The sequence below is a fragment of the Arthrobacter sp. R4 genome (assembly GCF_051365025.1).
Classification (GTDB): domain Bacteria; phylum Actinomycetota; class Actinomycetes; order Actinomycetales; family Micrococcaceae; genus Arthrobacter.
In genome coordinates this window covers 149,676-175,253 of sequence record NZ_JBLWIJ010000017.1, presented here as the reverse complement: position 1 = coordinate 175,253, position 25,578 = coordinate 149,676, and the positions used below count along the sequence as shown (strand labels likewise).

The window sequence follows — 25,578 nt, the reverse complement described above, 5'->3', positions numbered from 1 at the left end:
GGGCGGCGCCCGTCAGGCAAAGGTCCCGCGGTGACCTAATGGACGCGTGGCCGTCAGCCCCAGTGCGGCGGCTTCTGCTCCTTCAGCCAGGCGTCGTGGTCGTCCTCCGAACCATCGCCCCAGCGGCGGGGATCGTCTTCAGCGGCTTTGTTGGGAAGGATGCCCTCGGTGCCTGCGGCAGCCTGTGCCGAGGCCGGAGTGGATACTTTGCCCTCGTGCGCCGTGTTGTCCTGGCCTGCGTTTTCCCCCGCGGTGCCCTCACCGGCCGGACCGGCGGTGCCGTGTGTTGGGGTCATAATGACCGCCTCCTCCTTATCCGGGCGTGCGGCCCGGTGCTGTTGGTTCTCCGGCGCGCCAGGCTGCACCTGCTGCCGGTGGTCGGCCCGGATGGGGCGGGCAGGCTCGAGGCCAACATTCCCGTAGGCCTCAAGTGAAAGCGGGTCGACGTCGTCATCGAAGAAATTTGCTGAGGCAGTGGCCCGGCCAGGCAGGACCACTTTCTCCAGGCCCAAATATCCGGCAATGCGGTCCGCACAGGCCGACGGGTCTGTGAAGACCTCAATGGTCCACAGCGGCATGTACCGCCACCCGAGGCGCTCCAGCAGTTGGGGCCGGAGCCTGCTCCGCTCGCGGACGCTCATGGTCCGGTACTGCTCGGTGCCGTCGGATTCGATGGCCACTGGCCAGGGGGTCTCGGGGTCGTCCTGGCCCATAGTGCTGAGCGGGTCCGCCGCGGCTACGACGTCAATGACGCCGTCGTACTGGTGCCAGACACGGGCGCCGCGGGCACGCAGGCGGTCACCGAGGTCCGCTACCAGCGGATCAGCGCCGAGCGCCTGCTCGCTGGCCGCTGCCCGGGACGCAGGCGTGCCAAGGTTGGTGTTGCCGGCGATCTCGCGGTCCAGCAGCTCGTAGAGGTCGACCGCGCCGTGGGTCAGCCTGGTGTGGTCCAGGTCCTCGGGCCGGAAGCAGGTCAGTACGTGCAGGGACCTGCGGGCGCGGGTCATGGCGAGGGCGAACTTTTCGCGGCCGCCCTCTGCGGACAAAGGACCGAAGTTGTGCAGGGCCCGGCCGTGCGGCGTGCGTCCGAAGCCAGGCGAAAAGATCACGTGGTCGCGGACCAGGCCCTGCGCGCGCTCCAGATCAACAACGCGGAAGGACTCCGGGCCTGCTCCGAAGAACCCGGCGAGGCCGGGATGGTTGGGCAGCTGCAGCCTGATGGACTCGCCAATCCTCGCCGCATGCCGGAGGCTGGCCGTCACAACGGCCAGTGACGTGCGCGGGCGAAGCCGAGCGTGTTCAAACACCAGGTGTACAACGCGGTTGACCTCTGCCACGACGGATTCAACACCCTCGTGGTCGGCGCTGGGCAGCCCCGTGCCGTCCGGCAGGTACTCGACCAGCAGGGCCCTGTCCAGACCCGTGGCGGACTGGCCTTCGGGGAGTCGGCGGAGGCCGCCGTCGTAGAAGTTCTTGCTGAGCTGGAGGACCAGGTCTTCGTCGACGGCCCGGTACACAAAGTTCAGCCGCCAGACGGGCAGCACGGCCGACAGCGCAGAGAAGGCGCTCTCCACCCGTTGGTGTGCCGTTTCGCCGGCTGCGAGTCTTTCCACTCCCACAGTGAATGTACGCGGGCTGGCAATCCGGGAATCACCGAAGGCAATGACCTGCTTGGCCCGTGCGATGGAAGGCAGAACGGCTTGGAGGGATGTGGCTTCAGCGTCCAGGACAACCACGGCGTCAAAGCGTTGCTCGGCCGGTAGGAGCCCGGTCATCAGGTACGGGCTCACGGACCAGACAGGCACCAGCATGGGCACCAGCGCGGGCGCTTGGGCGGTCAGCGCGGACAGTGTGACCCGGCCGTCCTTCAGCAGGCTCCGAAGCAGGGCAGCCTGGCGCGGATGTTCGGCGATGGCGGCTCGCCACCGCTCGGACAGGTCCCAGCGAAGGCGGGCGGCACCGCTGGCGACATGCGCGTTGTCGGCGAGCCTGTATTCGGCCTCCAGCTGCCGGAGGGCGTCGCCGTCGGACATGGCGAGGTAGTCGTCGCCGCTGATCATGGCTTCCAGGGCGGACTGCCACCAAGCGAGTTCAAGCTCCGCTGCCACGGACCCGGCCGGGACCTCCCGCTCGGCGAGGTCGTTAAGGAGTTCCCCCAAGCCGTGTTCGCGCATGTTCTCTACCAGCAGCGTGCGCTCGGGCAGGGTTTTCAGCGTCTCGGTGTCGGCGACCAGCCGCTCAAGGCGTTCCATGAGTTCCGGATATGGCGTGGTTGCCAGGGAGCCGCCCGCCTCCGTATGGCGCAGGGCCTCCCCCAGCTCAGTGAGCTCACGGTCCAGCGACCGGTACATCATGTTCATTTCGGCAAGGCCGGACGGCACGGCGGGGTGGCGCTGGGTTGTGGCATAGCCGGACCACAGTGCCCGCTGTTCCTGCACGAGGACCAGGGAGCTGTGAAGGTCCGCGATGTGCACGCCGGGACGGACGTACTCCTTCGCCACGCGGCGCAAGCGGGAACGCTGCATGGACGCCATGTCGATGTTCCGCTCACGCCGCCACGCCGAGGACGCGGTCGCCGAAATCAGGTCATGGACAGGGCGGTCGAAAATGTCCGGCGTGAACTTGTCCAGGCTTTCGCGCACCGCCATGAGGAGCTCAAGCTGCTCACCCCATTCGGCAAATGAAAGGCCAAGGCGGATTTCGGCGTGCTCTGCAACGGCGTTCATCCTCTCGCGCAGGACCGGCAGGTTTTCCTCCACGGAGCGGGCCAACTGCTGGGCCTCTTCGGTTTCCTTGCGGGTGAGCAGCCTTGCCCCGTGCCAGGGGCTGGTGGTGGACGCGCGGCTGAAACTGCCCAGCTCAGCGGCACGGCGGAGCCGGCCGGCGAGTTCGTCACGGTCCCGGATGTTGTCCAGGACGCTCCGTTTGAGCCGGACCGTGGTGGCCGGGGCCGGCTGGATAGAGGTTAACTCAGCCAGTGATTGCATGGCCTGGTAGGGCGAGCACCCCCAGCGCTGCCGCACGTTGTGCAGGGACGCCACATGGTCCGTCAGGGCGTGGCGGTGTTCGGTGAGGGTTTTATGCAGGTTGCCAAGCTGGGGCTCGAGGGACTTCTCATTCCGGACAATGGCCCGGACGAGCTGCGCCTTGAGCTGCTGCGGAGTAGCGGTACCGGAAAGCTGGAACATGATGGACTCAAGCCCGAGGGTCTCCAGCTGGGCGGACACTTCGTTGAGGCTGGCACGGCGGTCCCCGACCACCAGCACGGTCTTGCCAGCATCCACCAGAGTGCCGATGGTGTTGATGGCGGTCTGTGTCTGGCCCGTCCCGGGCGGGCTGCTGACCACAAGGGAGTCCCCTGCACGGGCGGCGTCCAGCACGTACTGCTGCTGCGCGTCAGCGTCCAGCAGAAGCAGTTCATCGGCTGGGTGGCGCTGGTCGACGGCGGGGAAACGGGAGACGTCCGGCTCGTCGACGTCCACCACGGCACCGCTGGCAGCCGTAGCCAGGGCGGCAACCAGTGGGTTCCCTTCGTTGATCCATGGGTCGTCGAGGTTTCCGGACAGATCGGCGAAAGTCGAGACCAGCAGGTTGTGCTGCGCCTCCGCACCATGAATCGGCCTGATGAGCGTCGCCAGCCGGTCCAGTACCGGTTGTGGATCGAAGCGGGCGGTGCTGTACGCCAGGCGGGTGACGGCGTTGACGTCGAACACAATCCCGTGGATGTTCTTCAGGTGACGGACCAGCGCCGGATTGATGTGAGCCTGTTCCGTGAGCTGCAGTTCGTAGTCATCTTCCCCGGGGCGCACTGTCAGGGAGATCGCTGTGAGCATCACCGGCGCGGAAATGCGCTGCGGTTTGCCACCGACAGCGGAGGTCCACACCACCGTGCCGGCGGACAGGTAGCCGGCGTCGATACCGCGGTCATTGCCGAGTTCGAAGATTTTGGAGCGGATGTTCCGGGATGCCCGGGCCGCGACCACGTACTGCTGGTGGTCCCGGATCAGGGTTGACAGCCGCGTGCGGCGGCCCGCCATCAGCTGGGCAAGACCGGATGGGTGGGCGTGGGTGAGGTCGATGGAACCCTCAGGTGTCTTGGTGAAACGCAGCATGGTGTCTGCCCCGGTGACGGGCTTGAGACCGGACAGCCATTTCCTGAACTCCTCGGAGCCCTCCGGGTGGCCTTGACCAACTGACACTACTGCCTTCTTTTCTGCGTTTTCACGTGACGCCCTGGACCATACCGGCATACTTTCGAGCGTAGCCGCAAAGATGCCGTAGTGAGAGACCGCAACACTGATCATGCCAAATTGCGGAGTAATTCCCCGCATAGCGACCAGTGGCCGGCCTCCGCTTCGGAGACCGGCCACTGTCAGGACGCTATTCCCATTCGATGGTTCCCGGCGGCTTGCTGGTCACATCCAGCACCACGCGGTTAACGCCTTCCACCTCGTTGGTGATCCGGTTGGATATCCGGGCCAGGAGGTCATACGGAAGCCGTGACCAGTCCGCGGTCATGGCGTCTTCTGAGGAAACCGGGCGAAGGACGATCGGGTGGCCGTAGGTTCGGCCGTCACCCATGACGCCAACGCTGCGGACATCTGCCAGCAGGACAACCGGCATCTGCCAAACGTCGTTGTCCAACCCTGCGGCTGTGAGCTCTGCCCGGGCGATGGCGTCCGCCTTGCGCAGCAGGTCCAGGCGCTCCTTGGTGACTTCGCCGACGATGCGGATGCCGAGGCCAGGCCCCGGGAAAGGCTGGCGGCCAACGATTTCCTGCGGCAGCCCCAGCTGGGCGCCGACGGCTCGGACTTCGTCCTTGAAGAGGGCCCGCAGCGGCTCGACGAGTTCAAACTGCAGGTCCTCGGGCAGGCCGCCCACGTTGTGGTGACTCTTGATATTGGCCGCACCTTCACCGCCGCCGGATTCGACGACATCGGGGTACAGCGTTCCCTGGACCAGGAACTTGATCTTTTCGCCGTGCGCCGCAGCCTCGGCGATGATGGCCAGTTCAGCCTCTTCAAAGGCGCGGATGAACTCACGCCCGATGATTTTGCGCTTCGTTTCGGGATCGCTGACGCCGGCCAGTGCGGCCTGGAAGCGCTCCTGCTCGTTGGCGACGTAGAGCTTGACGCCGGTAGCCGCCACAAAGTCCCGTTCCACCTGTTCGGCTTCGCCTTCGCGGAGCAGGCCATGGTCCACGAACACGCAGGTCAGCTGGTCGCCGACGGCTCGCTGGACAAGTGCTGCCGCGACCGCAGAGTCGACGCCGCCGGAGAGGCCGCAGATGACGCGGGCATCGCCGATCTGCTTGCGGATGCGCTCCACCTGCTCGTCCAGGATGTTGCCGGTGGTCCAGTTGGGTTCCAGTTTGGCGCCCTTGAACAGGAAGTTTTCCAGCACCTGCTGGCCGTAGGCCGAGTGCTTCACTTCCGGGTGCCACTGCACGCCGTACAGGCACTTCTCTTCATTGGCGAACGCTGCGACTTCGGCACCGGCGGTGGTGGCCAGCACTTCAAAGCCTTCCGGCGCCTCGTGAACGGAGTCGCCGTGGCTCATCCAGGTGTTCTGGTGCTGCGGCATTCCTTCCAGCACGGAGCGGCCCTCGCCGAGGATGGTGGTTTGGGTGGAGCCGTACTCGCGCAGGCCGGTCTTGTCGACTTTTCCGCCCAGGGCATTGGCCATGGCCTGGAAGCCATAGCAGATGCCGAAGACGGGAATCCCGGCTTCAAAGAGGTCAGCGCCGACGGACGGTGCGCCGTCCGCGTAGACACTGGACGGGCCACCCGAGAGGATGATGGCGGCCGGGTTTTTGGCCAGGAGCTGCTCGGTGCTGTAGGTATGCGGAACCACTTCCGAATACACATTCGCTTCCCGGACGCGGCGGGCAATCAGCTGCGCGTACTGGGCACCGTAGTCAACAACCAGCACCGGCTTCTGGGAAGTCTGGGATGCAGTGGGAGTAGTCACCGTACTAGCCTACTTTGCGCGGTTGCCCGGCCGCACATCCAGGGCCGCCGGTGTGACGGACTAAACGTCCGACGGCGGGACGGCCGCCGTGCCGCCGCCCTAGTAGCGCTGGGGTGCCTGCGGGTTGGCAGCCAGCTCCGCCTCGACCTCCGCGTGGAATCGCTTCTCCACAATGAACGACAGGAACGGGACAACGCCGCCCAGGGCCAGCACGATCAGTTTGGCGAACGGCCAGCGCATCAGCGACCAGAGGCGGAAGTTGGACATCAGGTACACGACGTACATCCAGCCGTGGACGATCAGCACGGTGACAGAGATGTTGACGCCGCCCACCACGCCCTTGGGCTCGGCGTCGGCGAACCCCAGGCCGAACGGCGCTCCGGTGACAGCGTTGGTGCCGCCGGCGAACAAGTACTGGCCGAACGCATAACGGGCGATGAGTTCGGCGCAAAGCAGCAGCAGCATGGCGCCGGTGAGGTACGCCAGTACCTTGTAGAACTTCAGGGCCGAGCGGATCTGCTGCTCGGTGCCGCCGAAGCGGCGCTTCTTGCCCTTGCCGGCGGTTCCGCCGCCCTGGCTGCTGTCACCGGTGGGCTGTGCCTGCATGGCGGGTTTGGGTTCGATCATGGCTGTACCTTTTGTTGGGTCTGTGCAGGAGGTGTCTTGGCTGGAACGTGATGGTGGTCGCCGTCGGCGCCCTCGCCGCCGTCGAACTGGTCTTCAAGGTCCCGGCGGTAATCGTCCTTGACGAGGCGCCACCAGATAAACAGGGCAAAGCCGGCGAAGACCACCCACTCCAGGGAGTAGAAGAGGTTGAGCCAGTTGATCTGCTGGGCAGGTGGCTGGGGTCCGATGCGCAGCGGCTTGAGGTCACCGTCCATGGAGGCAGCGCTGACGTCCTTGCCGGCGGACACTTCGGCCGTGGCCGCGATGAAACCGGGATAGCTGCTGACGTCCCAGTAGTTGATGAGTTCGGCCACGGAGACCGCCGTGGCGCGTCCGGGTCCGGGCGCCGTTTCGGGCACGGGCGCCTCAGACGGCAGGAGCCGTCCCGTCAGTTCAAGAAGGCCCGACGGCGGTTCGGCGGCATCGGCGGGGTCGGCCACCCAGCCGCGGGCCACCGGGATCCAGGTTTCGCGTGAGGCTCCGGCGCCGCTGAGGACGGGCGCTCCCTTGACGGCAAACGCGGTCACGACCCAGTAGCCTGTCTTACCGTTATGCAGCCTGCCTGGTATCAGGACCTGCTTCGTGGGGTCGTACGTCCCCTCGGCGGTGACCATCTGGTCAGCCACGGAGCCGTGGAAGAAGTCTCCGGGCTGCAGCGTGCTGGTCAGCGCCTGTGCGGTCTCGGTGGCCGGGTTGGCCGGAATCTCGGCTTGCGTGGACCTGCCGAACTGCCATTGGCTGAGCAGGACGAAGACCCCGGATACTGCAATCGCAAACACCAGGCCTGCGATCCATCGGGGTTTGAGGGCTGTTTTCCACACCCCTTAACCGTACTTCGTTCCGCCGTAGAACAACTAAACGGAGAGTGGGGCAGCCGGGTCCCTGCGTGGCGACGGAGTCGACACGAAAGGGCCTGCCCCAATCCTTAGTGGTCGAAGAAGACCAGGCTTGAGTTGATGAGTTCTGCTATCACTTCGGGGTCGTAGGCACGGCGAAGTGACTCCCGGAACGATTCCTTGGACAGGGAACGGGCCAGGGTGGCGAGGACCTCCAGGTGGTCCGAAAAGGAACTCGCCGGGGTGGCGATCAGCAGGACGACCGTGGCCGGCCCGTCGGTGGCGCCAAAGTCCAGCGCATGGCCGTACTTGGTGATACCGACGGCGATGGAGGTTCGGGAAACGAATTCGCTGCGGGCGTGCGGCAGGCCAATGCCGCCCGGCAGGCCAGTGGCGAGCTGGTGCTCGCGGGCATGGACGTGCTCGAGGAAGCCCGGCAGGTCGGTGACCCTGCCGGCGGCGTAAAGACGCTCCGCGAGCTGTGAGGCCGCGTCCACCTTGTCCGATGCCTCAAGCTCCAGGATCACCATTTCGGGAGTGGTGAGTTCGGCATCGTACCGGTCAAGTGGTTCCGCCAAGGCGTGTCCCTTCAGTGTGGCGAGAATGCTGGTGCGTGGAGCCCCTCAGCGCAAGGGAACGATGTCGTCGACGCCCATTCGTGCGGCATCGGCGGACTCATCATCAGGTTGCTGCTGGCTCAGCCGCTCGGCTTCTACGCGTGCAATGTAGTGCTTGATTTCGCTTTCACGCTGCACATCGCTCCAGCCAAGGACTTCACCCATAAGTTTAGCGACTACCGGAACCGCGGAGACACCACGATCCCACGCCTCGATCGAAATCCGGGTCCGGCGAGTCAGGACATCGTGGACGTGCCGGGCGCCTTCGTGGGTCGCGGCATATACGGCCTCGGCCTGGAGGTAGTCGTCGGCGCCGGGCAGGGGCTCGGCCAGCTCAGGCCTCTCGGCGATGAGGGCCAGCACTTCCGGTATCAGCGATCCATAGCGGTTCAGCAGGTGTTCCACCCGCGCCACATGGACCCCTGATTCCTCCGCCGTCCGGTTCCTCCGGTTCCAGGCAGCTTTGAAGCCGCTGGCGCCGAGCAGCGGAATGGTCTCCGTGCAGCTGGGCGGCACGCGCTCGTCCATGGTGCGGGTGGCCTCGTCAACGGCGTCCTTGGCCATGATCCGGTAGGTGGTCCACTTTCCGCCCGCCACCACTACGAGGCCGGGCACGGGGTGCGCCACGACATGTTCGCGCGACAGCTTGGCGGTGGAGTCGTTTTCACCGGCAAGAAGTGGGCGCAAACCGGCGTAAACCCCTTCCACGTCCTCACGCGTGAGCGGCCGTTTCAGGACTGTGTTGACGTGTTCAAGGATGTAGTCGATGTCTTTGCTGGACGCCGCCGGATGGGCCTTGTCGAGGTTCCAGTCAGTGTCGGTGGTTCCGATGATCCAGTGCCGCCCCCACGGAATGACGAACAGCACTGACTTCTCCGTACGCAGGATAAGGCCCACAGTGGATTGGAACCTGTCCCTCGGCACTACGAGGTGGATGCCCTTGGAGGCGCGGACCTTCAGTTGGCCTCGCTCTGTCACCATGGCCTGGGTCTCGTCCGTCCACACACCGGTGGCGTTGATGACCTGCTTGGCCCGGACTTTGAATTCCGTGCCGTCCTCATGGTTGACCACCTTGGCCCCCACCACGCGTTCGCCCTCGCGCAGGAAGTCCACTACCGCCATCTGGTTGACCGCGTGGGCGCCGTAGTAGGCGGCTGTCCGGATCAGGTTGGCGGCATATTTGGCGTCATCAACCTGGCCGTCGTAATAGCGGATGGAACCGACGAAGGCGTCATCCTTCAGGCTGGGCGCGGCGCGGAGGGTCCCGCGGCGGGTCAGGTGCTTGTGGAACGGCACCCCGCGGCTATGCCCGCCGGTGATGGACATGGCATCGTAAAGGGCAATCCCTGCGCCCACGTACGGCCGCTCCAGGAACGGCTTGGTCAGTGGGTAGAGGAACGGCACGGGGCGGGCGAGGTGCGGCGCGAGCACGGACAGGATCAGGCCGCGCTCGTGCAGGGCTTCCTTGACCAGGCCGAAATCGAGCATTTCGAGATAGCGCAGGCCGCCGTGGATAAGTTTGGAGGACCGGGAAGATGTTCCCGCCGCCCAGTCACTGGCCTCCACGATCCCCACGCTGAGGCCACGCGTCACGGCGTCCAGGGCCGCTCCCGTACCCACGATGCCGCCGCCGACAATCAGGATGTCCAGTTCCTTGCCGGGCTCGGTCGTGGCCCGCAGCCGTGCGATTGACTCTTCGCGGGCTGCCGGACCCAGGGTGCCGCTGGTGTTGGGAACACTCGTCATGGAAGCCTCCGTTGCCGCTGGTGCAGGTAGTAAACCACACTACTTGCTAGCTGCATGGTTGGGCAGGCGGAGCCCAGCGGGCCTCCCACCCGCCCCCGGCGCAGGTCAGTTTCCGGCGTAAGGCGAGACGACGACGTCGACCCGCTGGAATTCCTTGAGGTCCGAATAGCCTGTGGTGGCCATCGAACGGCGGAGCGCGCCGACCAGGTTGGACGTGCCGTTGGTGTGGTGGCCGGGCCCGAAAAGGACCTCCTGCAGGGATCCTACGGTGCCAACGTTGACGCGGTCGCCACGCGGCAATTCGAGGTGGTGGGCCTCCTGGCCCCAGTGCCAGCCCTTGCCTGGCGCCTCTTCGGCGCGGGCGAGTGCGCTGCCCAGCATCACGGCGTCCGCACCCATGGCTATCGCCTTGACGATGTCGCCCGAGGAGCCCATCCCGCCGTCGGCGATCACGTGCACGTAGCGCCCGCCCGACTCATCCATGTAGTCACGGCGGGCAGCCGCGACGTCGGAGATGGCGGACGCCATGGGCGAGTGGATGCCCAGGGCACGGCGCGTGGTGGTGGTGGCGCCGCCGCCGAAGCCCACCAGGACCCCGGCAGCGCCGGTGCGCATCAGGTGCAGCGCCGGGGTGTAGCCGGCAGCGCCGCCGACAATAACGGGCACGTCCAGTTCGTAGATGAACTGTTTAAGGTTCAGCGGCTCGTGGTCCTTGGAGACGTGTTCGGCAGACACGGTGGTGCCGCGGATGACAAAGATGTCGACGCCGGCGGCCACCACGGTTTTGTAGTGTTCCTGGGTGCGTTGCGGGGTCAGTGAACCGGCCACGGTGACGCCGGCGGCACGGATCTCCGCGAGGCGCGTCGTGATCAGCTCGGGCTGGATGGGGGCGCGGTAGAGCTCCTGCATGCGTCCTGTGACGGCGGGGCTGTTGATCTCATCCTCAAGGGCACCGATTTCGTCCAGGACCGCCTGCGGGTCCTCGTACCGGGTCCACAGGCCTTCGAGGTCCAGGACACCCAGCCCGCCGAGGCGGCCCAGCTCGATGGCTGTCTGAGGGGACATGGCCGAGTCCATGGGTGCAGCAATGACCGGCATATCGAACTTATAGGCGTCGATCTGCCACGACACGGAGACGTCCTTGGGGTCGCGTGTACGACGGTTAGGGACAATCGCAATGTCATCCAGGGAGTAGGCACGACGCCCACGCTTGCCACGGCCGATCTCGATCTCGTAAGTCACTGCTCTAGGTTATCCCAGCCGGCCCCCCTGCCACGGCCGGTGGAGCGTGGCCCGGTGGGCGAAGGAAGGAACTTTGACGGCCGCGAGGCTGGTTCGTTACGGCAACGTGGCCTATGGCTCGCTCTGAGCGTCGGAAGTGAGCTGGGATTCGAACATCCTGAAGTAGCGGCCCCGCAATGCCACCAACTCTTTGTGGGTCCCCTGTTCCACGATCCGGCCGTCTTCGAGCATGTAGACAATATCGGCCTTTTCGATCGTGGCCAGGCGATGGCTGATGGCGATGATCGTGCTGCTGCGGTCTGCGAACAGCCTGGTGAAGATGCGGTGTTCGGCCAGCGCATCGATGGCCGAGGTTGGCTCGTCCATCACCATGAAAGACGCGTCGCGGTAGAAGTTCCTGGCCATGGCGAGCCGCTGCCATTGGCCGCCGGAGAGTCCACTGCCCTTGCGTCCGCGCGGATCTTCCATCCAGTTGCTGACGTGGTTATCCAGGCCGTTGGGCAGTTTGTTGATGAATTCCAGAGCTTCGGCGTCTTCCGCCGACCGTCGGATCCGGCCATCGTCCTTCGCGGAATCGACGTCGCCGAAGTAGATGTTTTCCGCCGCGGTGGCGAATTCGTACTTCAGGAACTCCTGGCTCAGCACTGCCAGGTGGCGGTGCCAGGAGGTGACATCGACGGCGGCGAGGTCCACGCCGTCGAGCATTACCTGCCCTGAATCCGGAGCATAAAGCCCCGCCAGGATCCTGATCAGGGTGGATTTTCCGGCCCCGTTCTCTCCCACGATGGCGATGTGCTGGCCTTGCCGGATGGTCATGCTGATACCGCGGATCACCTCGATGTCGCTGCCGGTGTAGGTGAAGTGGATGTCCCTGAGTTCCACCGTCCGAGGGGCCTGCAACAGCGGCGGCGCGTGCCGTGAGTGGACAGGCAGCGCCATGAACAGTTCGTAGTCCTTGAGGTTCGCGAGGTCCTCGTCGATGGAGCTCAGCGACGACACCAGGTTGTTGGCTGTGGACAGTGCCCGGCTGACGATCTGCTGGACGTACAGGAACTGACCCACGGGCTGGGCACGGGCAATGATCTGACCCACCACCCAGATCAGCGACACCACCTCCGCGCCGTACTGCAGGGCGTCGGCGGCCAGCTGCTTCGGGATGTACCGCTTCTGGAAATCCAGCCGACGGCGCTCGTCCGCGTCCCGCAACCGGGACCGGAAGTCCATCAGGTAGCCCACGATCCCGTACAACCGCATCTCGGCGATGTGCTGCGGGCGCAGGAGATTGGTCTCGATCATGCGGCGCTGGCGGCGCGAGTCCACCTGGGTGTTCCAGTGGGCGATCTGCTCCCGCGAAAGTTTGAACTGCAGGTAGACGCTTGGGACGATCGCGACCAGCACAATGACGGCGATCCACCAGCTCACCAACAGCAGGGCGCCGACGGCGAGGATCACCGACACGAGCTGGGTGAAGATCGCGGCGATACGGTCCAGGACCCGGGCGTAGGAGTCAGAGAACCGCTTGGCGCGGTCATAGAGGTCAACGGTCTCTTTGTCGTCGTAGCGCCAGAATTCGAGGGCCAGGAACCGCTCGTACATGAGGTCGCCCACGATGGCGCCCACCTTGAAGCTCATGAGCTGCTGGATGTACCGGTCCACGCTGCTGAAGGCACCCCAGAACAGTCCCAGCGCCGCGGTGATGATGACGTAGATAATTGCCTGCTGGCCCGCGGCTGCGTCGCCGGAATACGCCGCTGCCAAGGCAGTGGTAGTCAACGCAGCGAAGTAGGTGGTGACCAGCGGAAGCAGCGCCGAGATCAGCGAACCGACAATCTTCATCACGACGGCGGCAGGCGAGGCCCGGAAACTGACCCGCAGGACCTGCGCCACGGCCCGGGCGTACGGCCGGACGGACAGCTTCCGCTGAGGATCCCGTTTGGGACTCAGCTCAGCGGGATGGTGTGGTTCGGGCATGAATACAGCCTAGTTCGGCGCCCTGAAACAGTGGTGCGGCTAATACTTTTCGCCGTACTCGTATTCGGGAAGATCAAAACAGGCGCTGAAGCCATCAATTTGGACACTCTCGGGTCCGTCCCAGATGCCAACAATCAGGTGCGTGCCGTCATCGTGCAGGATGTCCACAGTACGGGCGCCATCGCTGTCGGAGTCGTCCTTCACCGTCCAACCCTGCATGCCCTTGGTCCTGTCACGCACCTGGTCTAGGAACTTGTCCCTGTCCAGGCCGGGCTGAAGTTCCACCTGACCGGTGCCTGTCCATTTCTTCTTGGCTCCCTGGCAGCTCAACAGGCTTGAGGAGTCGTTCTCGAAGACGGATACCACCAGTTCCTCCGGAACCATGTCAATTATTTGATGCTGGAGGGCCAGCAGTTTCGTTTTTGCCTCTTCCAAAGTCATATTGGACATCCCTTTGTTCGCTTCCTCTACTCCGCACGATGCCAGGCTGAGAGCCAAGCTGATGGCAGCGGCCGCCCACGCTCCCCGGACTGCCTTGGATAGGTCGATCACTGGCGAATCTCCTTGCGCATATCCCTCAAAGCCTGGTCATTTTCCTCGTAGGTGGTCGCGATGAGGCTGTGGTTGTCGATGCTGTAGAACTCTGTCCATCCGTTGCCCCCTGGTGGCTCATACACGTGCTTTTCAAAGGCCGGCTCCTTCATTGGGTAGTTCTCCCCCACAACCCCATTCGCTTCAGCGGTCAGCAGGATATCGGGGTAGGTGAAACTGGAGTACTCGGTGCCGGGATCGGGCACCCAGCCAGGCGGCATAGCGGCACCGGAGAGGGCGAGCAGCTTGTCGTAGTGCGCTCCTTCAATCTCCGCCCCGGTGAGGTTCCGGACTCCCCAACTATGGCCTACACCCACGGATTGGGCACCGGGTGGCAGCTCGAGATCCACGGCGTCTTGGAAGGCCCGCAGGACCGGCGCAGAGCGGGCTACGAACTCATCGCTCTTGGCCTCCACCAGGAAGGCCTCTACCGGGTCGCCGTCGGGAAATTCCGACCCCTTGTAGACGAACGCCGCAGTTCCCCCGGTTTGGTCGTCCTCGACCAGGCGGGCTGGCAGCCGTTGGGGTCCACCGTCATGGAACGATGCCTCATTGGTAGTGGTGCCGGGGACGTAGGTGATAACGGTCGTCGTGTTCTCGTCATAGGTGCCTATCAGCTCCACGATCGACTGCGCGGCGGGATCGTACGCGGCCAGCCTGATTTTTCCGTCCACCACTCTTTGCAGGTAGGACTGGCGCTTTTCCCATGCTTCGTGTTCATCCGCGAACCTTTGCGGATAGCCGGCATCCATGAGCAAAGGGTAGAAGATTGGCTCGGGATCGTTCTCGTTGAGCCAATCAATCCTGTTTTGTGCATTGATGCGGTTCGCCTCTACACGGGCATCGAACGGGATGCCGTTCGTGTTGCCTGCATCCACGGGGTAGTCACGGATGAACTCCTGCTGCTGCCCCGCGGTCAGGCCTGACCACCAGTCCTTGATCTGCGCCGCAGACTTTCCCGTGAGGTCAGCCGGCCGGGCCGGACCGGAAGTGTACTCGCTGGTGCCGTGAGAGGAGCCGGCGGGGCCTGTCGAGGGCCCGGATCCGCCCGGCAGGCTGGCTGCCTCCTGCTCGTCGGCGTTCAGTGTTAGTTCATCAGCCGACTGGTGGAGGAAAAGGACGGCCTCCCGAAGGACCAAGGTGTGGCTGGTTTTCCAGTCATGGCGAAACTGCTCCGCATCGGGGCCGGGCCAGAGCGTGCCATTAATGCGGGTGTTGAAAGTGCCCAGTTGTAGCTGCAGCCTGTTGCCCGCGCCATGCATGGCTGCCGCCAGTTGCCGAAGTTGGGCGACGTCAGCACCAGTGAAGCCATTGGACAACCTGTTCCCCCAAGATCGATCGAGCTTTACTCCATCGAATATACAAGGGTGGGACACGAGAGGAGGTGGGGAGAACTCCCCACCTCCTCTGCAGTCGGACTAAACCTGGCCGAGCTTGCGAGGCTAGGGAGGCGCCGGGGACTAGCGCGAACCGTAGTTCGGTGCCTCAACCGTCATCTGGATGTCGTGCGGGTGTGATTCCTTGAGCCCGGCCGGAGTGATGCGCACAAACTTGCCGCGAGCCTTCAGCTCCGCGATCGTGGGTGAGCCGACGTAGAACATGGTCTGGCGCAGGCCGCCCACAAGCTGGTACGCCACGGATGCCAGCGGCCCGCGGTAGGCTACGCGGCCCTCGATGCCCTCAGGGATCAGCTTGTCGTCGCCGGAGACGTCAGCCTGGAAGTAGCGGTCCTTCGAGTAGGAGGTGTTCTTGCCGCGCGATTGCATGGCACCCAGGGAGCCCATACCGCGGTAGCTCTTAAACTGTTTGCCGTTGACGAAGATGAGCTCGCCCGGGGACTCGTCGCAACCGGCAAGCAGGGAGCCGAGCATCACGGTGTCAGCGCCGGCAACCAGCGCCTTGCCGATGTCGCCCGAGTACTGCAGGCCGCCGTCGGCGATCAGCGGAACCCCTGCCGGGATGGCTGCTTTCGAGGATTCGTAGATGGCTGTGATCTGCGGGACGCCCACCCCGGCCACCACACGGGTGGTGCAAATGGAGCCGGGCCCCACGCCCACCTTGATGCCGTCGGCACCGGCGTCGATCAGTGCCTGTGCGCCTTCACGAGTGGCGGCCTGGCCGCCGATGATGTCCACGTGCGCCGCTACGGGATCGGACTTCAGGCGGCGGATCATGTCCAGCACGCCCTGCGAGTGGCCGTTGGCCGTGTCCACGAAGAGGGCATCGACGCCGGCGTCAACGAGTGCCATGGCCCGTTCCCAGCCGTCGCCGAAGAAGCCGATGGCCGCACCGACCCGGAGGCGGCCTTCCTCGTCCTTGGTGGCGAGCGGGTACTGCTCGGCCTTGGTGAAGTCCTTGGTGGTGATCAGTCCCTTGAGGCGGCCCTGCTCGTCGACGAGGGGGAGCTTTTCGATCTTGTTGGTGGCCAGCTTGTGGGAGGCTTCTTCGCGGCTGATGCCCACGTGGCCGGTGACCAGCGGCATTTTGGTCATGACGTCGCTGACCAGCCGCAGCGGGAAGTCTGCCTCTGGCACAAAGCGGGTGTCGCGGTTGGTGACGATGCCCAGGAGCCGCATGCCCTCATCCACTACAGGCAGGCCGGAAACGCGGTACTGGGAGCAGATCTCGTCAAGCTCCGCCAGTGTGGCCTCAGGGCCGATGGTCAGCGGGTTGGTGATCATTCCCGACTCGCTGCGCTTGACCCTGTCCACCTGGTCGGCCTGGTCCTGGATGGACAGGTTGCGGTGCACTACCCCAAGACCACCCTGGCGTGCCATCGCGATGGCCATCCGGGATTCGGTCACCGTGTCCATTGCTGCGGACAGCAGCGGGGTTTGCACCGTGATCCGCTTGGAGATCCGGGAAGAAGTGTCGGCGTCGGAGGGGATGACGTCGGTGTGGCCGGGGAGCAGCAGGACGTCGTCGTACGTCAGGCCGACAAAGCCGAAAGGATCGTGTGCGGGCTGGGTCATGAGTGCGCCTCTTACCTTGGTTGCGGGGGTCACGGGTAGGGGTTGCAGCTGATGACCAGCCCGTCATTACGGGACTGGTCCGTGCATGGGTTGCGGAGCGGGGGTACTTCGGACACGGGGTTCAGTGCAGAAAGTGTTGAGTAAATATTAGAACCTCTGCGCCGATCCCCCTATTCCGGGAGGGCAATGTGAGCAACGGCACCGTCCCCACCGGCTCCGTGGCCCCGCATGTCCGCACCGGCTCCGTGGAAAGGAGCCCTTAAGTCCAGCCGGTAGCGGCCAGGAGCCGTTCCTCAAACATGGGGATCATGCTCTGCACGTAGGTCTTGGTGAGGTGGTTATCGTCCTTGTACACGTAAACGTTTCCCACCACGGCCGGGCAGGTGCCGCCGGCGCAGATGAAGTCGCTCAGGTCCATCAGGTGCAGCCCGTCCACCTGGCCGCGATACCTGTCCAGCGGCGACGACTCGGCCAAGGACTCATTCAGTGGCGCATTGCATTCCGGCGCGTCCGGTCCGTGTTTCTGGACGCACTCCGGCATGTTGATATGGAATCGGGGGTTGTCCCGGACTCCCACCACGTCCATCCCGGCCTGCGTGAAGGGCCGGATGCCGTCAAGATAGCCGGGAACTTCGGTTTCGAACGGCGCCTCCGCGTGCGTCAGCGAGGCAACCGTAAACACCGCGTCCGGCCGGTGTTCCATGACGTAGGCTGCGCTGGCCCTGTTGAAGGCGTTGCACTCCTCGTCCCGTTCGGGCGATTCGGCGCCGAAGCGGCAGTTCCCCTTGAGCAGCGTCACCACTTCCCAGCCTCGCTCCTTGGCGATCGGGCCCAGTGCAGCCATGTACTGCTGGGCATGGGAGTCGCCCAGCACGACGATCTTTTTCGTGACGGTTTCCGGCTGGGTGTTTTGCAGGCATCCGGATAACAGCGGGTCCGAGGGAACGTTGGCATCGGTACAGAGCCCGTCGATATCCGCCCATTCGTCCTTCATGGCCGCCGGGGCAGGAATGATTCGGGCTTCCGGCGTGGGTTTGCCGGCGTTCTCGGGCGCCAGGGAGGCGGCCCCCGGGGTCAACTCGCGGGGCTGCGCCGCCGCGGCAGCCTCCTCCGCCGTGAGCGTGGTTTGCCACACGGCAACCGGACCGGCGAGCATCCCGCAGCAGGCGGCAACCACGACGGCGGTACGCCAGGACCGCTTCTGCGGCCAGTGCCATTCACGGAGCGGCTTTTCCACAAAGCGGGTAGTGAGCACCGCGAGGACGATGGACGCGGCCACAACGGCCAGGCCCTGGCCCAGCCCTGGCTTCTCGATCCCGGTAGCGGCCAGCGCAAGGACAAGCACCGGCCAGTGCCACAGGTACAGGGCGTAAGAATTGTCGCCCAGGGCAACGAGCGGCTTCCAGCTCAGCAGCCTGTCCACGCCGAACCGGCTTCCGCTCTGGCCTGCAACGATGATCGCCGCCGCCGCCAGGGTTGGCCACAGTGCAATGAAGCCCGGGAAGGAACGGTCCACGGTCAGCACCAGGCCACAGGACACCATGGCTGCCAGGCCGGTCCAGCCGAGCACTACGCGAAGCGCTTTACCGGGCTTCGCGTAGGGCAGTACCAGTGCCAGCAGCGAGCCCAGGGCAAATTCCCACAGCCTCGTCCGGGTGTCGAAGTAGGCGTAGGCCTGGTTGGTGGCTGTCTGCTCGACAGAATAGGCCAACGACGCCAGGAAAATCGCGGAGAAGGCCGCTACCAGGACCAGCCGGTAACTCGCGTTGGTCCGGCGCCGGAGCCACCGCCACACGAGCGCCGAGCCGGCGAACACGAGCGGCCAGAGGATGAAGACCTGGCCTTGGATGGACAGCGACCAGAAGTGCTGCAGCGGGCTGGCTCCGGAGTGGTCCTGCGCGTAGTAGTCGACGGCGGTATCGGCCAGCAGCCAGTTCTGCCGGTAGAGCAGCGAGGCCCAGGCCTGGTCAAGGACGCCGGGCCAGCGGCTTTGCGGCAGAATCAGCCACGTGCCTGCCAGGATGCCAAGCAAAACCACGACGGCGGCAGGCAGCAGCCGCTTGAAGAGGTGCAGCCAGTGCCGGATGAGGTTCAGGGGTTTGCCGGCCTCGACCTTCCGGACGAAGGATAGCGTCAGCAGGAACGCTGAGATGAGCAGGAAGATGTCCACGCCCCCGGAGACCCGTCCCAGCCACACGTGGTAAGTCACCACCATCAGGACTGCGAGCGCCCTGAGGCCCTGGACTTCCGGCCGGAAGGTCGCTTTGCGTCCCTTGGGGGTCGCTTCATTCGCACGACCGGGAGCGGGCGTGGTTCTCGCAATCGACACAAAAGACCTCTCGCAGCGGGCAACCAAAGCTTCCATGTTACCGATCCGTAATTTCGATGACCAATCAGGGCCGGCCAGTCTACGTAGTCGCCTTGGCCGGGAAACTATGCTGTCACCAAGCCAGGAAGGGATCTGACGTGATAGTCCAGATGCGCATTTGTGTTCCCGGAGAGCTCTCCGGCGTCGTGCAGGAATGCTGTGCCGGGCAGACCGGAACCGCCGAAGTCGCGCGTCTTGTGGGGGCGTCCATCCTTCCTCCCGGGGATGTCCTCGAGGTCCAGGTCGCCCGTGAAGCTGTGGAGGAGTTACTGGAGAAACTGCACGTCCTCAAAGTGCACGAAGCGGGGTCCATATCCGTCTCCATGCCGGAACTGGTTCTGTCCCGCCGCGCGGACGCGGCCGAGAAAGCGGCGCCCGGTGACGGGGCTGACGCCATGATCTGGGACGAGGTGACGCGGCAGACCGGTGAGGACTCCCGGCTGACGTGGAGCTACCTCGCCTTCCTCGTGCTGGCAACGCAGCTTGCCGCCATCGGCATTGTGACCGATTCAACGATCGCCATTGTGGGTGCCATGGCGGTGGGGCCGGAATTCGGCCCGCTGGCCGCTCTCGCAGTCGCGGTGGCCCGGGGCCGCTGGCGGCTGGGGCGACGCGCCGCCGTCGCGCTTGGCGTCGGTTTCCCGGTGGCCATGCTTCTGGCGGCCCTGAGCGCCTGGCTGTCCGTCCCGCTTGGGCTCTTTCCGGCTGATGTCCTCAAATCCGGTTCCGCGGTGGAGTTCATTTACCATCCGGGGCCGTACTCGCTGATCGTGGCCGTGCTGGCGGGCGCGGCCGGGATGTTGTCGGTCATCAGCCGGCGTTCGGCCGCCCTCATTGGTGTGTTCATTTCGGTGACCACGGTGCCGGCGGCGGGATTCGTCGCGGTGGCACTGGTCCTCGGCGAATACCAGAAAGCTGCAGGTTCGGCGCTGCAGCTTTTGGTCAACTTGGTTGGGATCGTGGCCGCCGCCGTGGCAGTGCTGGTTTTCTATCGCCTGGTCTCCAGTCGGCTGCCTGCGGGCACGGCGCGCCAGCTCAAATGGAAGATGCGGCGGACTCGCGGGTGACGGATACCGGTATCCTCCTGGCCAGGTAGCGGGCGTCGCGGCTGACTCCGGGAAGCGTGGCCGATACCGCCGCGAACAAGAATTCCTGTCCCAGGAAGTACAGGCCAGGTGAATCAAGCGCCACACCGCGTTCCTGCCGGGGCAGCCCGCCGTCGTCCAGGAGGGCGGGATCGATCCAGCTGAAATCATCTTTGAACCCGGTGCACCAGATGACGTTCGATACTTCCAGCCGCGTACCGTCCGCCAGGACGGGCATTCCGTTGTCCACCCCGGCCGCCCGTGGCACGAGGCTGACGCCTGCGTTGGCGAGGTCCTTGGACTTGGTGCGGATCAGTGGAGCGGCGTGTGCTTTGAAGGACGGGGCCGCCTTCCGTCCGATCGGTGTGTTGAGGGTGAGGAGGTGCAGACCCAGGAACCGCACGACGGGCAAGAAGTACCTTGCCGCCGTCGGGCCGTGCTTTACCGGGATCTCCCCGCCGGGCTTGCCCGCCACGATCGTGTGATGTGTCCTGGACACTTCGAGGCCGATCTCCGCCCCCGAGTTCCCCAGACCTACTACCAATACCGGGCCGTCCTGCAGTTGCCGGGGGTTCCGGTAGTCGCTTGAGTGGATCTGGACGATGGACGGCGACAGCTCCGCGGCGAAGCCAGGCACCTTGGCGGCCTGGCTGCATCCCGTTGCCACGACGGCATTGTGCGCTTCCCAGCGGCGGCCGTTGGCGACGGCAATATAGCGGTCTCCTTCCCGCCACAGGCGTTCGATGCGGACTCCGTTGATAACTGGCAGGTCATACTGCGCGGCGTAGCCCTCAAGGTATTCGGCCACTTCATCTTTGGTGGGAAAGGTCAGCGGGTCAGCCGGGAACGGCGCACCCGGGAGCCCGTCGTACTTGGCCGGAGTAAAGACCCTGAGCGAATCCCACCGCCGGCGCCAGGCGTCTCCGCCCCTCGGGTTAGCGTCGAGGATCAGGAACTTCCGTTGTTGTTCTTTCAAGTAATAGCCCATGGCAAGACCTGCCTGCCCGCCTCCGATGATCATCGTGTCCAGCATTCCGGTCACATCTTCGTTGTTCATCACTGCGCTCCTTTTTCACTGAAGTTGATTCCTGCGGCTGAACCTTCCCGTGTACCAGCGGCCGGGCTCCCTGCCGCACCATGTTCTGTCTCCCTGTAGCGCCACCACCACGCCAGCATCAGCGCGGACGCGAGGACATAGGCCAAGTGGAGTGCCCAGATCGGGCCGGCGGGCAGGTTGAAGACGTAGATGGAATGAACGGCATTAGCCACATTGCTCAGTACCAGGTTCCCCAGACTGTAGGAGGCGAGGTCCCGTGTGCGGGCCGCTTTGACCAGCATCGGCAGCATTCCCAAAGCAAACAGCACCGTCGAAAGTGTGCCGGCAAGGACTGGAAGGTTCATGCTTTGAGGCTACGATCGGGGCCAGCCCGCCCGCGTCGGCCAAACCATGTAAATCTACCGACGGGCCTATGGGTATTTTTGTGCAGCCCCTTAGCCCGCCAGCCCATGCTCGAACGCATACCTTGTGGCCGCCGCCCGGGAGGAAAGGCCAAGCTTCAGGAAGATGTTGCTGATATGCCGGGCCACCGTCTTTTCGCTCAGATAGAGTTCAGCGGCTATCGCCCGGTTGCCCTCGCCGGAAGCAACGAGCCGAAGGACTTCCGTCTCCCTCGGGGACAGCGGACCCTTTGGTCCGGCGTCGGCGCCATCCCGCATGAGCGAGGCGGCCCAGGCGGCGGCAGGTGCAGCGCCCAACTCCAGGAGTTCAGCATGAGCTGCCTCGAAGTCCATCAGCGCCGAGGGCTCGTCACCAAGCTCGCGGCACGCACGCCCAATGAGAACGCGGCAGCGCGCGGCCTCGTAGGGGACGCCGAGATCCAGCCACAGCTTCCAGGCATTCCGCAGTGCTGGCGACGCACCCGCGGGATCGCCGTTAGCGAGCCGGACCGCGCCGTCGGCCTGGTCGGCAACCGCCCGGACCATGGGCATCGGGCATTCGCGGGCAAAGACTTCCAGCTCGTCGGCGCCCCGCCTCGCCGCTTCCAGGTCGGGTGCGGCCAACTCGATCTCCACCAGGGCGGGCAACAGGTTCCGGCGGGTTGCGACGTCGGCCACGCCGACCGCCCGGCGGATCATCGACTGCGCCTGCTTCGCGTCTCCGCGGGCCAACCACAGGAGCGCCATGCCGGGCTGCGGCTCATAGCCGCTCTTGGCGGCCTCCCGGTAGGAAGCGTCGGCGTCATCCAGCTTGCCGGTGAGCCGCTGCACTTCGCCCTGCTGGTAGAAGCCGCCATAAAGCGCCTGGGGGTCACCCCGGGTGGAACGTCCCTGGGCTGCTGCCGCCGCCTCCATCGCCTCGGCCCAGGCCCCGTGCAGCCGGAAGATTTCTGCGCGGTGTGACTGGCACTGCCCGCTAAAGGCCACCATGTCAGGGCGGGCGTTGCACCAGCGGTCCAGTGCCGTTGTCCATTGCAATGCCCGCTCCAGGTCAAAGGCCAGGTGGCAGTTGCCAATAACGGCGCAGTAAATGATTCCAGAAGGAATTGGAGACAGTTCTCCGGCCGTCACTGCCACCATGACTTCGTCGAACATCCGGAGGCCTTCGTCGGGGTGCCCGAGCATGAGGGTCGCCTGGCCGGTCCCGAGGAGTGCCAAGGCTGACAGGTCTTTGTCCTGGAATTTCTGGCCGAAGTCCGCCACCTGGGAGAAAACCTGAAGAGCGCCCGCCGGATCACCGCCGTACAGCTTGCCGAGGCCCATCGGGAGGAGCAGGAGGCCCTGGACGGCATCGGGCTCTGCCAGTTCGTCCACCAACCTCTGGCCGCGGGCAAACCAGCCCCCGGCCCGGGCTGCCTCCCCTAGGTTCATCAGCTGCATCCCCATCCAGCCGGCACACCGGGCGGCGCCGATAACGTCGCCAACGACCAGGTACTCTTCATGTGCCCGGGTGAGGGTGTCCAGACCGGCTGTTGTGTTGCCGGTCAGGATTTCCGCGACGGCAAGCCGGTCAAGGTCCGGTGCAGGCAGTCCGCCCTGCTGGTCGGCATCACGGAAGCTCTCGAAGGCATCAGTCCAGCGGTTCTCGCGGAACGCCGCCCGGCCCTGGTCAATGCCCGCCTCAGCTGTCATCTGGCTGCCTTTCGGATACCGTCCACCCAGCGGTTCAGCCCCTCCACGTGTTGGACGCGACGGTAGTTAAGCGCCACGGTACGCCCGCTGGCCAGCGGGCACAACCTACGAGCGCAGCAGCGCCCGCAGCGTCTGGATCGTGTCGGCGTCCGCCGCCGTCTTGTCGTCCCGGTAGCGCTTGACGCGTGCGAACCGAAGGGCGATTCCGCCGGGATAACGCGAAGACTGCTGGACGCCGTCGATCGCGATCTCAACAACTGTGACGGGTTCCATCCAGACAGTGCCCGCCGTGCGCCGCACCTCGATCTCCTGGAACCTTTCGGTCTGCCAGCGCAGCAGCGCGTCGGTAAGGCCCTTGAAGGTCTTGCCCACCATGACGTAGCCACCGGGTTCGCCGAACTCACCGGTCGGATCGAGGGCGCCGAGGTGCAAGTTCGACAGCAGCCCGGAGCGCCGTCCCGAACCCCACTCGCAGGCGAGCACCACAAGATCGTAGGTGAGCACCGGTTTTACCTTGATCCAGTTGGAACCGCGCCGGCCGGCAGCGTAGGCCGACCCGACCGCTTTTACCACCACGCCCTCGTGGCCCGCGGCCAGCGCATCGCGGGACACCCGCTCAGCAACGTCCGCATCCGCCGTGATCACCCCCGGGATCCGGTGCGCCGGGGCGATGCGCTCAAGGACGCCGATCCGCGTGGCGAGCGGCTCATCGAGGAGGTCGCGCCCGTCGATATGCAGCACGTCGAAGAACCACGGGTGCAACACCGCGGCGCGCGCCGCATCCGCCCCGAACCTCGCCATGGTCTCCTGGAACGGCCGCGGGCCGCCGTCCTCATCGAGGGTGAGGGTCTCTCCGTCGAGGATCACCTCACGGGCCGGCAGTGCGCGCACTACCTCCACTACTTCAGGCAGCCGGTGGGTCACTTCAGCCAGGGTGCGTGTGTAGATGCGCACGTCGTCGCCGAGCCGATGCACCTGGATGCGGGCGCCGTCGAGCTTGTATTCCACGGACGCCTCCCCTGTTGCCTCCAGGGCTTCGCTGGCGCTGGCCGCAGTGGAGGCCAGCATGGGCTGCACCGGACGGCCGACGACGAGGCCGACGGCGTCAAGCTGGGCTGCCGTGCCCGTCATGGCCAGGAGGGCGGTCTGGCCGAGATCGCCGGAGAGCATTGCCGCGCGGCGTACGGCCTCCACGGGCCGGTCCGCGGCGCGGGCAACGGCGTCCGTCAGCACGCCCTCAAGTGCCCCAGTACGCAACTCACCGAGCAGCACCCCCGCGATGAAGGACTGCTCACGCTCGGTGGCTGCCGCCGTAAGTGTCCGGAGGATCGCGGCGCGTTCCGCCGCGGATCCGGCGCCTGCGATGAGGAGCAACCGGTCCAGTGCCGTATCGACGTCGGCAACGGTCAGGCTCGGCTCGGCGGCCGGCTCCCCCATGGCCGCCGACATGCCGCGCCAGCCGATCCCCACGCGGCCCTGCCGTGGCTTGGCGATCAGCAACCCAACGGCCGGCGCGATGTCCACGGGCCCAAGGCGGCGCAGCAGGCCAGCCAGTGCGTCGATCTTTGCGAGCCGGGAGCGGGTAGACGCGACGGCATCCGAGGTCCTCACGAGCTCGTCGAGCAGCATGGCACCAGTCTGCCACGCCGTCCGATAACGGGCACACGAGTAACTGTCGATGCTGGACAGGGCCGGGACCGCAGTTCCAGACTGGACGCATGGGAATCATCGTCGCGAACCTGTTCATCACCCTCGACGGCGTCTACCAGGGCCCCGGCGGCCGGGAGGAGGACACCGAGGGCGACTTCGCCTTCGGCGGCTGGCAGGCACCAGTGTCCGACGACGAGGCAGGCGCGGCCATCGGCGCCGAGATCGAACGCATCGACGCCCTGCTCCTGGGCCGGAAGACCTACGATATCTTCGCCGCCTACTGGCCCCACCAGTCCGACGACATTGGTGGCACCCTCAACAGGGTGCCCAAGTTCGTCGTTTCCAACAGCCTGACTGATCCGGCCTGGTCTGGCACCACGGTGCTGCCGGATGCCACCACTGCGGGCCGCCTCCGCGAGGAGTACGACCAAGTCCATATGTTCGGCAGCGGTGTCCTCATCCGTTCACTCCTCGCCGCGGACGTCCTGGACCGCCTCCACCTGTGGCTGTATCCGGTCACTTTGGGGCAGGGCAAGCGCCTCTTTGACGCCGGAACCATTCCCGCGACCTTCCGCCTCGCCGAGCCGGCGCGCAGCTTCCCGAAGGGGGCGGTGTCGCTGGTGTACGAGCGCGCGGGCGACGTCGAGACCCAGGAGATGGGCGCCTAGTGCCGTAACCGGCCCAAACCATGCACAATGGCACAAAAAACCGGCCCAGCAGATGCTGGACCGGTTT

Annotated in this window: 18 protein-coding genes; 2 read left to right on the top strand and 16 right to left on the bottom strand. The window is 65.3% G+C overall.

The window, feature by feature from the left end:
* Window positions 1–53: 53 nt before the first annotated feature.
* The 12 genes from ACLKOZ_RS12350 to ACLKOZ_RS12295 all read right to left on the bottom strand — a co-directional run bounded on the left by ACLKOZ_RS12350 (window position 54) and on the right by ACLKOZ_RS12295 (window position 18,976).
* Window positions 54–4,250, bottom strand: a complete 4,197-nt coding sequence (locus ACLKOZ_RS12350; RefSeq protein WP_436475376.1) for an AAA family ATPase — start codon at window positions 4,248–4,250, stop codon at window positions 54–56.
* A 130-nt stretch (window positions 4,251–4,380) separates the two neighbouring features.
* Window positions 4,381–5,970 (bottom strand): glutamine-hydrolyzing GMP synthase, encoded by a 1,590-nt coding sequence (gene guaA, locus ACLKOZ_RS12345; RefSeq protein ID WP_337350897.1) that lies wholly within the window; start codon window positions 5,968–5,970, stop codon window positions 4,381–4,383.
* A 99-nt stretch (window positions 5,971–6,069) separates the two neighbouring features.
* On the bottom strand, window positions 6,070–6,597 hold the full coding sequence (locus tag ACLKOZ_RS12340; protein ID WP_337350896.1) for a DUF3817 domain-containing protein: 528 nt from the start codon (window positions 6,595–6,597) through the stop codon (window positions 6,070–6,072).
* A complete protein-coding gene (locus ACLKOZ_RS12335; RefSeq protein ID WP_436475373.1) occupies window positions 6,594–7,457 on the bottom strand; it encodes an SURF1 family protein in 864 nt (287 codons plus the stop codon). The genes ACLKOZ_RS12340 and ACLKOZ_RS12335 overlap by 4 nt, the downstream gene beginning before the upstream one ends.
* 104 nt (window positions 7,458–7,561) lie before the next feature.
* A complete protein-coding gene (locus ACLKOZ_RS12330) occupies window positions 7,562–8,050 on the bottom strand; it encodes a PTS sugar transporter subunit IIA (protein ID WP_337345638.1) in 489 nt (162 codons plus the stop codon).
* Between the two features lie 45 nt (window positions 8,051–8,095).
* Window positions 8,096–9,835 carry a glycerol-3-phosphate dehydrogenase/oxidase gene (locus tag ACLKOZ_RS12325; RefSeq protein ID WP_337345637.1) on the bottom strand — a complete coding sequence of 580 codons (1,740 nt, stop codon included), beginning with the start codon at window positions 9,833–9,835 and terminating at the stop codon, window positions 8,096–8,098.
* A gap of 105 nt (window positions 9,836–9,940) precedes the next feature.
* The gene (locus tag ACLKOZ_RS12320; protein WP_337345636.1) at window positions 9,941–11,077 is read right to left on the bottom strand and encodes a GuaB3 family IMP dehydrogenase-related protein; all 1,137 of its coding nucleotides are present in this window, start codon (window positions 11,075–11,077) and stop codon (window positions 9,941–9,943) included.
* Between the two features lie 111 nt (window positions 11,078–11,188).
* Window positions 11,189–13,048 carry an ABC transporter ATP-binding protein gene (locus ACLKOZ_RS12315; protein WP_436475370.1) on the bottom strand — a complete coding sequence of 620 codons (1,860 nt, stop codon included), beginning with the start codon at window positions 13,046–13,048 and terminating at the stop codon, window positions 11,189–11,191.
* Window positions 13,049–13,087: 39 nt separating this feature from the next.
* Window positions 13,088–13,600 carry a hypothetical protein gene (locus ACLKOZ_RS12310; RefSeq protein WP_436475368.1) on the bottom strand — a complete coding sequence of 171 codons (513 nt, stop codon included), beginning with the start codon at window positions 13,598–13,600 and terminating at the stop codon, window positions 13,088–13,090.
* Window positions 13,597–14,958 (bottom strand): hypothetical protein, encoded by a 1,362-nt coding sequence (locus ACLKOZ_RS12305; RefSeq protein WP_436475366.1) that lies wholly within the window; start codon window positions 14,956–14,958, stop codon window positions 13,597–13,599. Before ACLKOZ_RS12305 ends, ACLKOZ_RS12310 begins: the two co-directional genes overlap by 4 nt.
* 141 nt (window positions 14,959–15,099) lie before the next feature.
* Entirely contained in the window at window positions 15,100–16,611 is a 1,512-nt protein-coding gene (gene guaB / locus ACLKOZ_RS12300) for an IMP dehydrogenase (RefSeq protein ID WP_337345632.1), read from the bottom strand.
* Window positions 16,612–16,870: 259 nt separating this feature from the next.
* On the bottom strand, window positions 16,871–18,976 hold the full coding sequence (locus ACLKOZ_RS12295; protein WP_436475363.1) for an acyltransferase family protein: 2,106 nt from the start codon (window positions 18,974–18,976) through the stop codon (window positions 16,871–16,873).
* 101 nt (window positions 18,977–19,077) lie between these two features.
* Between ACLKOZ_RS12295 and ACLKOZ_RS12290 the strand changes: the two genes are divergently transcribed.
* Window positions 19,078–20,046, top strand: a complete 969-nt coding sequence (locus ACLKOZ_RS12290) for a DUF389 domain-containing protein (protein WP_436475361.1) — start codon at window positions 19,078–19,080, stop codon at window positions 20,044–20,046.
* Here the strand turns inward: ACLKOZ_RS12290 and ACLKOZ_RS12285 are convergent.
* From ACLKOZ_RS12285 to ACLKOZ_RS12270, 4 genes are all read right to left on the bottom strand, one after another.
* Entirely contained in the window at window positions 20,015–21,121 is a 1,107-nt protein-coding gene (locus ACLKOZ_RS12285) for a flavin-containing monooxygenase (RefSeq protein ID WP_436475359.1), read from the bottom strand. The two genes, ACLKOZ_RS12290 and ACLKOZ_RS12285, sit on opposite strands and share 32 nt — an antisense overlap.
* Entirely contained in the window at window positions 21,121–21,465 is a 345-nt protein-coding gene (locus tag ACLKOZ_RS12280; protein WP_436475357.1) for a hypothetical protein, read from the bottom strand. The genes ACLKOZ_RS12285 and ACLKOZ_RS12280 overlap by 1 nt, the downstream gene beginning before the upstream one ends.
* Window positions 21,466–21,555: 90 nt before the next feature.
* The gene (locus ACLKOZ_RS12275) at window positions 21,556–23,193 is read right to left on the bottom strand and encodes a helix-turn-helix domain-containing protein (RefSeq protein WP_436475355.1); all 1,638 of its coding nucleotides are present in this window, start codon (window positions 23,191–23,193) and stop codon (window positions 21,556–21,558) included.
* A gap of 105 nt (window positions 23,194–23,298) precedes the next feature.
* Window positions 23,299–24,822 (bottom strand): ATP-dependent DNA ligase, encoded by a 1,524-nt coding sequence (locus tag ACLKOZ_RS12270; RefSeq protein ID WP_436475353.1) that lies wholly within the window; start codon window positions 24,820–24,822, stop codon window positions 23,299–23,301.
* A gap of 89 nt (window positions 24,823–24,911) precedes the next feature.
* On the opposite strand from ACLKOZ_RS12270, the gene ACLKOZ_RS12265 reads away from it, so the two are divergent.
* Window positions 24,912–25,511 carry a dihydrofolate reductase family protein gene (locus ACLKOZ_RS12265; RefSeq protein WP_436475351.1) on the top strand — a complete coding sequence of 200 codons (600 nt, stop codon included), beginning with the start codon at window positions 24,912–24,914 and terminating at the stop codon, window positions 25,509–25,511.
* Window positions 25,512–25,578 lie beyond the last annotated feature (67 nt).

Excerpts from the sequence above, each read along its gene's own strand:
- ACLKOZ_RS12275 (WP_436475355.1), bottom strand. The coding sequence starts at position 23,193 with ATGACAGCTGAGGCGGGCATTGACCAGGGCCGGGCGGCGTTCCGCGAG.
- ACLKOZ_RS12280 (WP_436475357.1), bottom strand. The coding sequence starts at position 21,465 with ATGAACCTTCCAGTCCTTGCCGGCACACTTTCGACGGTGCTGTTTGCT.
- ACLKOZ_RS12315 (WP_436475370.1), bottom strand. The coding sequence starts at position 13,048 with ATGCCCGAACCACACCATCCCGCTGAGCTGAGTCCCAAACGGGATCCT.
- guaB (WP_337345632.1), bottom strand. The coding sequence starts at position 16,611 with ATGACCCAGCCCGCACACGATCCTTTCGGCTTTGTCGGCCTGACGTAC.
- ACLKOZ_RS12340 (WP_337350896.1), bottom strand. The coding sequence starts at position 6,597 with ATGATCGAACCCAAACCCGCCATGCAGGCACAGCCCACCGGTGACAGC.
- ACLKOZ_RS12350 (WP_436475376.1), bottom strand. The coding sequence starts at position 4,250 with ATGCCGGTATGGTCCAGGGCGTCACGTGAAAACGCAGAAAAGAAGGCA.
- ACLKOZ_RS12325 (WP_337345637.1), bottom strand. The coding sequence starts at position 9,835 with ATGACGAGTGTTCCCAACACCAGCGGCACCCTGGGTCCGGCAGCCCGC.
- ACLKOZ_RS12265 (WP_436475351.1), top strand. The coding sequence starts at position 24,912 with ATGGGAATCATCGTCGCGAACCTGTTCATCACCCTCGACGGCGTCTAC.
- ACLKOZ_RS12295 (WP_436475363.1), bottom strand. The coding sequence starts at position 18,976 with ATGGAAGCTTTGGTTGCCCGCTGCGAGAGGTCTTTTGTGTCGATTGCG.
- ACLKOZ_RS12270 (WP_436475353.1), bottom strand. The coding sequence starts at position 24,822 with ATGCTGCTCGACGAGCTCGTGAGGACCTCGGATGCCGTCGCGTCTACC.
- ACLKOZ_RS12285 (WP_436475359.1), bottom strand. The coding sequence starts at position 21,121 with ATGAACAACGAAGATGTGACCGGAATGCTGGACACGATGATCATCGGA.